At 57.5% G+C, this 12680-nt stretch carries 9 protein-coding genes; 5 read left to right on the top strand and 4 right to left on the bottom strand.

What is annotated here, in order from left to right; genetic code table 11:
- A partial coding sequence (locus tag A3AI_RS0139725) for an ATP-binding protein (protein ID WP_051382752.1) occupies window positions 1-3377 on the bottom strand: 3377 nt, incomplete at its 3' end.
- Window positions 3378-4019: 642 nt separating this feature from the next.
- Here A3AI_RS0139725 and A3AI_RS0139730 point away from each other — a divergent pair.
- From A3AI_RS0139730 to A3AI_RS0139750, 5 genes are all read left to right on the top strand, one after another.
- On the top strand, window positions 4020-4676 hold the full coding sequence (locus A3AI_RS0139730; protein WP_024520812.1) for a response regulator transcription factor: 657 nt from the start codon (window positions 4020-4022) through the stop codon (window positions 4674-4676).
- A gap of 94 nt (window positions 4677-4770) precedes the next feature.
- Entirely contained in the window at window positions 4771-5169 is a 399-nt protein-coding gene (locus tag A3AI_RS0139735) for a response regulator (RefSeq protein ID WP_024520813.1), read from the top strand.
- A 52-nt stretch (window positions 5170-5221) separates the two neighbouring features.
- Window positions 5222-7042: a GAF domain-containing sensor histidine kinase gene (locus A3AI_RS44585; RefSeq protein ID WP_024520814.1), complete on the top strand. Its 1821-nt coding sequence runs from the start codon at window positions 5222-5224 to the stop codon at window positions 7040-7042.
- Window positions 7043-7354: 312 nt separating this feature from the next.
- On the top strand, window positions 7355-7888 hold the full coding sequence (locus A3AI_RS0139745; RefSeq protein WP_051382756.1) for a PAS domain-containing protein: 534 nt from the start codon (window positions 7355-7357) through the stop codon (window positions 7886-7888).
- Between the two features lie 77 nt (window positions 7889-7965).
- Entirely contained in the window at window positions 7966-8568 is a 603-nt protein-coding gene (locus A3AI_RS0139750) for a sulfite oxidase-like oxidoreductase (protein WP_024520816.1), read from the top strand.
- Between the two features lie 468 nt (window positions 8569-9036).
- Here A3AI_RS0139750 and A3AI_RS0139760 read toward each other — a convergent pair whose 3' ends face one another.
- The 3 genes from A3AI_RS0139760 to A3AI_RS46945 all read right to left on the bottom strand — a co-directional run bounded on the left by A3AI_RS0139760 (window position 9037) and on the right by A3AI_RS46945 (window position 11950).
- Window positions 9037-9429, bottom strand: a complete 393-nt coding sequence (locus A3AI_RS0139760) for a response regulator transcription factor (RefSeq protein ID WP_024520818.1) — start codon at window positions 9427-9429, stop codon at window positions 9037-9039.
- A 357-nt stretch (window positions 9430-9786) separates the two neighbouring features.
- A complete protein-coding gene (locus A3AI_RS0139765; protein ID WP_024520819.1) occupies window positions 9787-10443 on the bottom strand; it encodes a response regulator transcription factor in 657 nt (218 codons plus the stop codon).
- A gap of 382 nt (window positions 10444-10825) precedes the next feature.
- Window positions 10826-11950 (bottom strand): AraC family transcriptional regulator, encoded by a 1125-nt coding sequence (locus A3AI_RS46945; RefSeq protein WP_198030346.1) that lies wholly within the window; start codon window positions 11948-11950, stop codon window positions 10826-10828.
- Window positions 11951-12680: the final 730 nt, after the last annotated feature.

Consider the following 12680-nt stretch of genomic DNA (forward strand, 5'->3'; position numbering starts at 1 on the left):
GTGGCCTCCGCTTCAATTTGATATTTGTCGCCTCGCGGAAGAATCAAGAGACCTCGATCCGCGCCCGCATGTTCGATCGCCAAACTCATGAGCGTGTTGATTAACTTCTCGAAAACGATTTCGCCTGACACTGCTTCCGAGACCCTGATTACGGTAGCCAAATCGAGCTGCTCGATGGGNGTCACTATCGTCGCCGTGGAATCCGGGATCGACTTGTCCACCTTGAGGTGCGGATAAAGCTCATCGAGTTGGCGAACCTTTCCGTCGGCTCCCCAGCGCTGGTAGCAGGCCCGCGCGGCCCGCAAATAGGTCGCCGCGATTTTCTCGTAACCGCGCTCCGCGTAGAAACGCCCGGCAATCTCGTTGGCAATCGCCTGGTTGTGCACGAACCCGTATTTGTGAGCCTCGCGGATGGCCTTGTCGTACAGCTCCTGAGCGTTCAGTACCCGGCCCTCAATGCGGGCAATCTCGGCGCCGACCAAGGCAGCGCGGTCTTCGAAGGTTTCGGGGTTGACCTCCGCCCACAATTGGAGCTGCCGGTGGTGGTCCAGCACAGAATCCAAATGCCTCTGCCTCTGCTCTGGCGTGGCGTGATCCCAGACCGCCGCATGCGCCAGCGCGCTATAGAGTTGATACTCCGCTGACTCGAACATTGCCGCCGACGTCCAAAGCAGCGGTTCCGCGTGCAACGAGGCGTCGACCGCCGACGCAAGGTCTCCGGCGAAAAAGTGCGCCTGCAGCTTTCGCGTCCAGTAATAGAACTCGGCGAGCACCAGATCGGGGCTCTTGGCCAAGCGGCGTTCGGCATCGATTTCGCTGTATCCCTCATGATCCAGGCACCCGAACCTCGCAGTCAGCCCGCGCAAAGTGAGGATCAAACCGAGTTGCGCTCCGCAGCGCTCGATGGCCAGGCCGAAACGCACCCGCCGAGCAAATGCCAGGCCGTTCTCGCATTCCTTTTGCACTTCCGCGAGTGGATCCCCGGCGGCGAGACAAACCGTGACGGTCAGCAGCTCGCACTCGGCTGTCAGATACTCGATCGAGAAGATGAGCTGGCGATTACGTTCCCAAGTCTCTTCTGCAAGAAGGGCTCTGCCGGACCTGAGATACTTGAGCGCCGAGTCGTATGCTGTCGAGAGTTTCGCGCGCCGGCCTGCGATCAGATTCAGTTCTGCGACGCGCTCGCGATCCTCGACCGAGGTGATGAGATAGGAGCCCCGGTTGAGTTGATTGACGATCTCAAATATCGCCTCCTCACGTTTTTCAGCGGGCGTGCGCTCGGCGAGGAGCATTCCGATGCGCAGGTGGGCTTCGGCACGCACCTCCTTCGGAATCAGCGAGTAGGCGGCTTCCTGCACGCGGTCGTGCAGGAAGCCGTAGGAATTATCCGCACGGAAGATGAGGCCCGATCGCACGGCTTCCCAGAGATGGTTGTGCATGTCCTCGACCGAGCCCTGATATCCCAACCGCAGCATCTCGAACTCTGCACTGTTGCCCATGCAGGCGAACTGCCGGAGTACCTTCTGGGTTTCTGGCGGAAGGCGCTTCAACTTCTCGACCATCAGCTCTACAACATTATCCGTGAAGCCTTTGGCACGAATGCGGAGCAGGTCCCATACCCAGCGCCGCGCGCGATAATCAAATTTCAGCAGGCTATCGTCCGCCAAAGTGGAAATGAACTGGATTGCGAAGAACGGGTTGCCCGTGGTCTTTTCGTGAATCAAGTCTGCCAGTGGGGCGGCGCGCTCCAGTTGGCAGTGAAGGGAGTCCACAAGCAGTTTGGCTAGATCGTCGCGACCGAGTGGTGTGAGGACGATGTCCTGCACTGCCGCTCCGGCCTGACGGATCGCTTCTAGCTTACGTACCAGCGGGTGGGTGGCATCGACCTCGTTGTCCCGATACGCACCAATGAGCAGTAAATGCTGCAAATCGTTGCGGGTCAGCAGATCTTCGAGGAGGTCGAGTGTGGCGACATCCAGCCATTGCATGTCATCGAGGAAGAGCGCGAGCGGATGTTCAGGTCGCGCAAATACGCCGATGAACTGTCGAAATACGATCTGAAAACGTCTCTGCGCGTCCTGCGGCGGCAGTTCGGGCACTGGCGGCTGCTCACCAATGACATGCCTCAATTCCGGGACGAGATCGACGAGGAGCAGTCCGTTCGGACTCAGCGCCTCACGAAGTGAGTCCTGCCATCTGCGCAGGTCTTCCTCGTTCTGGCTGAGCAGTTGCCGGATGAGGCTCTGAAACGCCTGGGCCAGCGAGGCATGCGGAATGTCGCGCTTGTATTGGTCGGATTTGCCTGCCGCAAACAAGCCGCGTGGCGGCACGAGTGGTTTGTGGAGCTCATTGACGACTGCGGATTTGCCGATGCCAGAGTATCCGGAGACCAGCACCAGTTCCGCTCGGCCACCGCCAACGATGCGGTCGAAGGCGGTGAGCAGAGCGTCAACTTCGCGTTCCCTCCCATACAACTTCTCGGGGCTCATGAAGCGATCCGGGGTGTCGTGAGAGCCAGGAGTGAAGTCATCGATCGACCCCTGGGACTCCCATTGGGACAGGCAGCGCCGAAGATCGCTCTCAACTCCCACCGCTGTCTGATACCTCTCCTCCGCCGTCTTGGAGAGCAACTTCATCGTAATCGCGGAGACCGAGGCCGGCACGCTTCCCACCCGTTCACTGGGTGCGGCTGGTTGTTTTGCGATGTGACAGTGCACCCATTCCATCGGGTCGGAGGCCGTGAATGGAAGACTCCCGGTCAGCATTTCGTAAAAAGTCACTCCAAGCGAGTAAAGGTCGCTCCGAGAATCGATCGAACGGTTCATTCGCCCCGTCTGCTCGGGTGCCATGTAGGCGAGCGTTCCCGCGATGAACTCGGGAGGTTCGGGCGACTGGCGCTCGCGCGGGAGTTTGGACGCAATCCCGAAGCCGGTGAGCCACGCGTTACCGGTGTCGTCGACGAGGACATTCGCAGGCTTGATATCCTTGTGTATGAGGCCCTGCTGATGGACTTGACCGAGCGTTCTTGCCAACCCAATGGCGGTGCTAAGGAAGCGAGTCAGATCGAGCGGTTGCCGCTGGTCACGCTCAAGAATCCGGTCCAGCGGCTGACCGCCAGGGTCCTTGAGTAAGAGGATCGTCCGCCCTTCGTGACGAGTAATGGCCAGAGGCTTGGCAGCCCACGCGGAATCGAGTTCGGCTGCGAACGAGTATTCGTGCATGAGCCGCCTGACACTCTGAGGCGACGGCTGTTCAAAGAGTGCGATCGCCAGGACCGGCGAGCGGTCGTCGTGCTTCCGGCCGCGGTAAAGGGTAAAGTCCGCGCTTTCCCGCAGGGGCACCAGTACGTACCCCGAGAGCCCCGGGATAGGTGACATTCTTGTCGCCACGGCATCACCACTTCGGAGTATCATTTGGACAGGACGCTAGAAAGATGCTCACAGGAACGAAGTATCAATGGCCGGCCGTAGAGTTGGTTCAATCTTTCTAACGAACTGAAATTTTCTAACGAGAACAAGCCAAGCAAGATGGCAACGGCCACTGGTGCTCTGGGAGTTGTCATTCTTAGGATATTGTTGTCTCGCGTTGGGGAGCGCCACGATAAAGATGTCGATGCAGACATCATCTCTGACTTGCAGGACTCAGCCGCGCCGGTCCCTCGGGTAATTCGCCAAAACGAGCGACCGCGCGACGCGCGCGGCCTGGTCGCGCACATCCTCCAGGTCGGCGATGGCGGCGCCGCAAGCAATACCCCTCGACGTAATGGAAGTAGAGCTGAGCCATCTTGCGGCACCATGATTTGCCTACCATCGGTAGCCTCTCTCAAAGCTCTTAGTCCCAATGGGCAGGTTCGTCCGTAAAATGGAGCCCGTCATCTAAACTGGCTTGTCCAGTTCTGTCGCAGGTGCATCCATAGTGCTATATGCTGCAGGAAAGGCGCACCGTGCAGCCGATGCGCGGTGTGAGCCGCGACGGCTTCTGTTCGCATGAACTTTCAGCTTTGAAACGGGAACTCGCGTATGGAAGAGGGCGTGCTTAGCAGGGTTCCAGTTTCAGGAGACCCGATCGTATTTGTGATCGATGATGATCCGCTCACTCGCGGGGCGCTCAGCAGCTTGTTCCGTTCGGTCGGGTTGAGCGTCAAAGCGTTGGCTTCCGCAACCGAGCTGCTTGAAAATCCATTACCCGCCGTTCCGAGCTGCCTCGTCTTGGATGTGAGACTTCCCCGGGTCAGTGGTTTCGAGCTGCAAGCGGAACTCGGCCGCTTAGGCATTGAAATACCCATCATTTTTATTACTGGTCATGGTGATGTTCCGATGTCCGTGAAGGCCATGAAGGACGGCGCGGTTGACTTCCTGACCAAACCGCTTCGCGAGCAGGAGATCCTTGATGCGGTCACCGGGGCGCTCGAGCGAGATCGAAGACGGCGCCGCGACGAGAAATCCAAGTTGGACAGGCGAGTCCGATTTGAATCGTTGACGCCCCGCGAGCGCCAGGTCATGTCGCTGGTGACGGCCGGCCTTATGAATAAGCAAGTGGCTGCGCGGATCGGAATAAGTGAAATGACGGTAAGGATTCACCGTGGCCACGTCACGCGAAAAATGGGCGCCAAATCACTGGCCGACTTGGTCCTGATGGCCGAAAGCCTCGGCGTTCGTGGACGACGTGACGACTGACTAGCACACACGTAGTATTTGCGACAAACCCGTTCCGTGGCACTGTGCGGTTAGGCCACGGGCTATTTGCTGCATCCCAAGCGGGAACAAACGATTGAAAGAAACGCCGCTCATATCGATCGTTGACGACGACGATTTGTCTCGGACCGCCGTTGAATCGCTCGTAAGATCGCGCGGATTTAGAGCCTGTACATTCGCGTCGGCTGAATCATATTTGCGGTCGCCCTTGGTGAAGAAAACCGAGTGCTTAATTGCAGATGTGCAAATGCCGCACGTGGACGGTCTTCAGTTGCAGCAGCATTTGTCTCTATTGGGTTTAGATACGCCGATCATTTTCTTAACGGCGTACCCGGACGATGCCATTGAGGCGCTGGCGTTGAAGGCAGGTGCTGTCGGTTTCCTGCAAAAGGGGCGCGATATCTGGGGAGGACGCTTCTTCGCCTGTTTGCAGGAGGCGTTAGCAAATCGAGGAGTTCCTGCCTCAAACTCGTAATCACCAGGCGAGTACTCAGTTCGATTTAGACCTCTTGCGTAGAGGTGAAATCTTGACCAACCCTGCTCAATCGGAAAGCGATGTGGATGCGTCGACTCTAGTTGGTGCTGCTCCCCTGGAGTCAATACTGTGTACGGAGGAGTTGCTTAGGCGCCCATCGCGTCCCATTGATCACGAGAAGGAAAATTCCGCACTCCTGGCGTTGGTTCGTGCACTCGCCGACTCCCCGCACACCATACTGCAGACGTTGGCTGACAAGGTCCTCGAGGTTTTGCAAGCTGATTCCGCCGGCCTAAGTCTGCTAACGAAAGATGAAAAGAGGTTTTACTGGGCGGCTATTTCCGGCGAGTGGCGGCCTCACGTCGGCGGTGGCACGCCGCGCAATTTCGGCCCTTGCGGCGATGTGCTCGACCGCAACATTCCTATGCTATTCACTCATTGGGAGCGGCGTTATCCTTATTTGAGCTCAGCGACGCCGCTTGCTACCGAAGGATTGCTTGTTCCTTTTCATGTAAAAGGTAAAGCGGTCGGTACGATTTGGGTGATCTCTCACGGGAGTCGCCGAAAATTTGATGCCGAGGATCTGAGGCTGCTCGAAAGCATGGGTCGTTTCGCGTCTGGCGCTTATCAAACTGTGCAGTCCATTGAGGAGCTCAAAGTCGAAATCGCCGCGCGCGAGAAGGCAGAGGCGGCGGTGCGCGAAATGGCAAGTGGATTGCAGGCCAAGATTCGACGTTTGCTCGACTCCAATATTATTGGTATCTTTATCTGGGTCGGTGACGGTGGGATCATTGATGCCAACAATACCTTTCTCAGTATCGTCGGATACTCACGACGGGATCTCGTGTCAGGCGGCCTCAACTGGAGGAAATTGACGGCTCCTGAATGGCGAGCTGTCGACGAGCAGCGTGTCCACGAGCTGCAGGTCACAGGAACCGCCCAGCCGTATGAGAAAGAGTATCTACACAGGAGCGGCGACCGCGTGCCGGTGTTGGTCGGTGCGGCAAAGTTCGAGGGCGCGGCGGACGAAGGCGTTGCGTTCGTGGTTGACTTGACTGATCGCAAAAGGGCGGAGGCGGCCGCTCGTGAGATTGAGCGACAGTATCAAGAGGTGCGTCAGGAGTTGGCGCATGCCAATCGTCTTGCGACAATGGGACAACTGTCGGCCTCGATTGCGCACGAAATCAACCAGCCGATCGGTGCGTCAATCACTAGCGCCAATGCCGCTTTGGCCTGGCTGCGCGCCCAACCGCCAGACGTAAAGGAGGTCGGGCAGGCGCTCGACCTTATCGTGGAGAGTGGCCTTCGAGCCGAAAAAGTGATTGACCGCATCCGTGCGCTTATCAAGAAGGCTCCGCCCCGAATGGAGAACGTGCAAATCAACGAAGCGATCTCAGAGGTACTAGCACTAGCTCACGGCGAAATTGCCAATAAAGGGGTTTCGGTGGAGACGCAACTTGCGGAGAGGCTGCCGGCTCTCAAGGGAGATCGCGTCCAACTTCAACAAGTGCTTCTTAATCTGCTCGTCAATGCCACGGAGGCAATGAGCGGAATGCGCGAGGGCGCTCGAGAATTGGTGATTAGCACAGCAAAGAGTAACTCGGATCACGTGCTTGTCACGGTGCAGGATACGGGTCCCGGCTTGGCTCCCGATGGCCTAGATCGACTTTTCGAAGCCTTTTACACAACCAAACCTAACGGTTTGGGAATGGGACTATCGATCTGCCGCTCGATTGTTGAGGCTCATCAAGGACGGTTGTGGGCAACCGCGAACAAGCCGCAGGGAGCCGTTTTTCAATTCATGTTACCCATGCCGCACGGCGAGAATGGCAACACCCGAGCTGAGTTTGGACGTGTGAAACCCAGACCATAATCGTGATTGGGATTCCCCCGGCCGCTCAAACGATCATCAAAACGGAGCTCTGCGCTTTAACTTCAAGTAGAGCTGATCGTCGACGACCTACGAAGTCTCTCTCCCTTAGCGGTCGGTTCGCCAAGCTCAGTACCTACTGGGCTGTCTGTCGTGCCCCGCATCCTGCCGGCGTCATGGGCCGCGGTAAGGACGACCCCTACTAAACGAAGCGAAAAACGAACTATCGTTTAGTTTAGAAAGATAAAAAAAACGAGATAGAATTCCGCAAGCCCTCGTCCTATGAACAATGTGGCAACGCAAAGGAGGTTGAAAATGGCAACCAGCGCAACAAGCACGATGATTTTGGATGGCGACTTCGACAAAATCGACTTCCGAGGAGAACTCGTCGACGGGCACCTCGTCGCAAATGGAATTCTTGCAGACCAAGCGGCAATGGATTCTATCCCAGTAGGGATATACGTTCTCGAAAAGGATGCCACCGTCGTCAAGTGCAACAAAGCTGCAATCGCGGGTTGGGGACGCACGCCGTCTCTGGGAACCTCGGAGAAGTATTGCGGGTCACATCTTCTTCGTTACCCCTCCGGAGAAGTGATGCCGCACGAACTTGCTCCGCCTTCCGTGGTGATCAACAACGGTGGCACCGTTCGGAACGCCGATGTGATTTGCGAGCAGCCCAACGGTAATCGTCTTCTGGCACTCGTTAATGTCTTTCCAATTCGTGACAACGAGGACGAAGTGATCGGAGCCGTCAACATTTTCCGTCACAATACCAGCAAGACTGTTCCTGGCTTGCTCTCCGAGTCTGCAAGTACCTCTAACTCTAAGATCGGTGAGGGGGAGCAGTAAGGCTCCCCTTTCGCTGCTTCGGGCTAGACTAGCATCTTGATAGGTCGTTTTGCGCGCATTTGCAGTGGAGCTATTTTGTGCAATCGAACGAGCGACGCGAACGGGAACGTGAGATGCATGCCGCTGGGCGGCTGCCCCCAGGACAGTCGCTGACGTTTAAGTGGCCGGTGTTGCATGTGGGCTCGGTGCCGCTCTTTAGTCCCAGGACGTGGGATTTTCGCGTATTCGGCCTGGTAGAGGAGCAGCTGCGGCTTACGTGGGAAGAGCTCTCCAATCTGCCGCAGAGCGAAGTATTTGCGGACATGCATTGCGTCAATGGCTGGAGCCGGTTCGACAACCATTGGGGAGGATTGCTCGCCGCAGAATTGATGAGGCGAGTGAAGTTGCGGCCAGAGGCGCGGCATGTGATCGTCCATGGCGAGAACAACTACACGGCAAACCTGCCAATCTCGGATTTTCTGCGCCCGACGACAATTTTCGCCCTGCGGCATGACGGCGAACCCCTTACGGCTGAGCACGGCTACCCGTTGCGCCTCGTGGTGCCAAACCTCTATGCATATAAGAGCGTGAAGTGGGTGCGCGGGATCGAGTTGTTGGATCGCGAATCGCCGGGCTTATGGGAATTTAACGGATATCACATTTACGGCGACCCGTTCAAAGAGCAACGATCTTCGAGCTGAACATCGGGGCGCAGACGCCTTGATCCTCGGTGACGTCGTGCATCAACGGCCTCGTGGGATGGCCGGCGAATTGGTTGTCCGTTTTTGTCAAAAGTGGCGTCAATGGTGGAAGCATTGACCGACACGCCACCGACCAGGGGGCTAGATCGCACAATGCGCAAGGCGATCGACCGCGAGCGCCTTGCGCGCCGACTCCGAACCCAAGGCGTCTGGGCGCCGATCTGATCAGCAATACCTCGACCATCGTGCATCACGCTGATCTAAACTTCGAGGCCGTGTACCTCGTGCAAAAGCGCGCGATGCTGGAGGTTCTGACTGCGGTGCCGGCGACACTCCGCGAAATGGCGTGGCGATCGCTTCAAGCCGCCGAGATTGAGTTAGTCGCACGCAGGGACAGGTTCGACCATGGCTTGCGCGAACCACAATATGATCGGACTCCCGGCCGCGCGCCGGCAGCCGATTGAGCGGTCATGACGGATTTTCATCCGATTTGGCGCGCTGCAGAGCCGATTCGACGCATCCGAGCAGAACCACCTCGTCGATGGGTTTGGTCAGGAAACCCACGACGCCCTGACCCAGAGCCCGAGCTCGCGCTCTGTCATCGGGGTAAGCGGTGATCAGAATGGTTGGTATGTCATAGCCAGATCTTACCAAGTGGCTATGCAACTCAATCCCAGTCATGTGCGGCATGTGGACATCAACGATCAAACAGGAGGTATGGCGGACGTTGGCAGACGCCAAAAAATCAACTGCGGACGGGAAGGCCTCAATCGTGAAACCCATTGCCCGCATGAGATCCGCTATCGCCGCGCGAAATTGCTCATCATCATCGATGATTGAAATTTGAATGTCGCTAGACATATCCCCACCTTCATTGCGGGGGATGCGGTCCGCCGCATCTCGCGTTCCGTGTCCATCTCAAGAAGCGCACTGCGGCGATCCAAACATGCACTGTAACGACAAGGGTCCGCTTGGCGATTATATTGTGGACGGGCGATGCCACACTTCGGAATAATCGATGCTATACTTTGGAATAATTGATGCAGAACTTCTGAATAGTTCAACCCGGTTTGGGCCACATTCGAACGCGTGCGCTGATGCCGGGTCGTTGCGCTCGGCGCGACAGCAGGGCCCTTCCGGCAACCGATTAAAAGAGTGAGTTGGTTTACGCAAACAACAACGTCTCGCCGATGGAACCCACGTGCCATCACGAAGCGATTAGGACCGCGGCGACGTTATGCCAAGCGCTTCCGCCATTTTGACAAGTTCGGCCAGCGATTGCGCACCCATCTTCTGCATCACGTGGCCGCGGTGCGCCTTCACAGTGATCTCAGCTACGTCTAGCTGGAACGCGATCTGCTTGTTCTTTAAGCCGGTGGTCACGAGAGCCAGCACCTCTCGCTCGCGCTGGCTCAGACGCTCGAGACGCGACTTCAGGTCCGTGAGCCGCTGCTTGGCCTTCCGCCGCGTCCGATCGCGCTCCAGCGCGATCGCCACCGCATCCAGCATGTCTTGATCGCGGAACGGCTTGGTCAGAAAATCCACAGCGCCTGCCTTCATCGCCTTGACCGACATCGGAATGTCACCGTGGCCGGTCATGAAGATGATGGGAATGGAAGGGTTCACTTTCGACAGCTCGGCTTGGAAAGTGAGACCGCTCAAGCCGGGCAATCTGACGTCAAGCACGAGGCAGCTCGCCACGTCGGTTAACAACTCGCCTTCGAGCAGGTCCGCGGCCGACTCAAACAACTTGACCTTAAAGCCGACCGAGTTGAACAGATCTCCGAGAGAGTCGCGGAAGTCCTTGTCATCGTCAACGACGATGATAGTTGGCTCCTCGCCTACCGCACGCTTTTGAATAGAATGCTGCGCCACGAGATGCTCTTCTGATACGCGCCAACATGCACTGTAAAAATATCACCTTCACGAGGGCCATTCAATACAGGCGCCGCGCGAGTTCCAGTGTAGAACGCCGTGGTTCGTGGCCATGAAAAGTTCGCCGGGTCGATGGTCCTAAGCAGCCTTGTTGTAAGCCGGACGATGAAACGTCAGCTCACCTCACGCTCCGGTAGCAGCGACAGATTTGGCGAGCGCCGTTAGGATCGCTCTGTGGCCTTTGGGCGGGGGCGTTCACCTTGCGCCGCTTCAGCTTTCGGTCGCCTTACTGACCCCCCGCGGCGGGCTTTCTGCCTTCTGTTTGCCAAAAAGCCGATCGTCCTCATCGCAATGCGAGGCCGAGATGTCGCGACGTCGCAGGTCATCCATATGTAGGAGGAGCCACGCTTCGGCGGTAATCCGTTGGGGCAATTCCCGTCGCCTTCCGGAACGCCGTGGCGAACGCGTTAGGACTGCGGAAGCCTACCGCCAGACCGATTTCCTCCATCGAGCCTGCGCGATTTTCCAGCAGTACCTTGGCGTGCTCAACACGACGGTTGGTCTGGTACCGATGTGGCGGCATTCCGAGAGATTGCTTGAATACTCGGCAGAAATGATACGGACTCAGACGAACGAGCTGCGCCAACGTGTCAATTGGTATCCGCTCATTGAGATGTTCCTGGATATAGGCAGTGACGAGTCGTTGTTGCCATGGTGCAAGGCCACCTTGGAGTTGAGGTTGAATGCTGGGCATCCCACAAGTGAAACGCACGACTTCATGTATGAACAGAGTACCGAGACTCTCGAAGTAGATCGGGTCTGCTGCAGAGCTCTCGACGAACGTCTTCAGCTTGAGCGCGGTGTGCCATAGCGTTTCATCTTCGAATAGTAGGCGTGGAGCGTCCAGCAGGTCGATGATGCCACGCTTAGAAAGAGCCTTCAGCTTCTCAGGTTCGAAGTAGAAGTACATGAACCGCATTTGCGACCCGCGCGGCTCGTGCCAATCGTGAAATTCGCGGCCAGCCGGCACGAATGTCAGCTTCCGCTCGAGGTTCCGGAGCGCTGATCGCGGCAAACCTTCCACGAACGTCTCTCCGTCGCGGCGTTCCCCCCTCTCGTACATTACGAGCATATGCATTGGAGCCCGATAATGATGTTGGATTTTGCTTTGGCCCGTGCATCGCACGGATTCGGCGGCCATGCCGTGCCCCGTTACCGTGCGGCGTGCCACAGCCTTCGAAGGTGAGATATCAACGGCGGGATGGATCGCGTCCGGCGCGACGTGACTATCCAATTGGCGAGCTGGATCGAAAATGGACGGGCCATGGTTGCCACCTATGGTCGGGGATCGAGTTAACGGAAGCAACATTTGCGATCTTGAAAGCTGTTGCAGATCTTCAGGGTCGTGCCGCGAATCGCATGGCTTCGATAAATTCTCGCCTAAACGGACGTGCTGGAGCTCGGCTCGCAGCGTGGAGGGCGAAAGTGGTGGGCGGCCCTCTGCCATCGCTTCTCCTGTTCGCTTGAATTGGAGGCGTGCTGTCAATTGGCCATCATTGGCTAGACGCATGGGGTCGAACTCCGGGTCCTATTCAGGATTTCTTTCATCCATTCCGTTGTCGCGATCGCGGTGCCCTTGCTGGGGGGTAGTACGTCAGGCCGAGCGGCAGCTTCCTTCGCCTGAAAGCTGCTACAAGCGATACGAGGTGAGCCTGCCCTGCGGCGCGCAAGTCCTCAATTGCACTCGGGTTTGCACGTCTGACAGGAAGGTCGAGACGGGTTAGACTTTTGGGGAGCCGGGCTGCAACTTTTGGATATCCCCGTTTCGACTTATTGCGCGGGTATGGTCGTCCGCAATCTCGATTCTGCTTTTCGGCATCCATCCGGCGACAGCGGTCGCCACCGACCTCCTTTACGCGGCGGCCACCAAGGCCTGCGTATGCGCAACCAGTAACAGATGTTCGACATGATGATGCTGGGCTTGCGGCTCGACGACAGGCCGCGCATTCTGGTCGCCACCCCGCCACGCATCACCTCATTGATGATGGCGTACCAGTTCGTCCCGCTCCATGGCTGGCTCTTGCCTCCTCATCCTGTCGCTCGGTATGCGGGAGCACGGGCGCGGTGACTATAGAGTCATCGGTCGCGGCCTCATCTACGGAAGCGGCGCCCAGTGCTTCGTTTGCCCAGCGGCACATCGCGTGGCGCCGACTATTCCTAACGATTATTCGTCAACG

The sequence above is a fragment of the Bradyrhizobium sp. Tv2a-2 genome (assembly GCF_000472425.1).
In the GTDB taxonomy this organism is placed as follows: domain Bacteria; phylum Pseudomonadota; class Alphaproteobacteria; order Rhizobiales; family Xanthobacteraceae; genus Bradyrhizobium.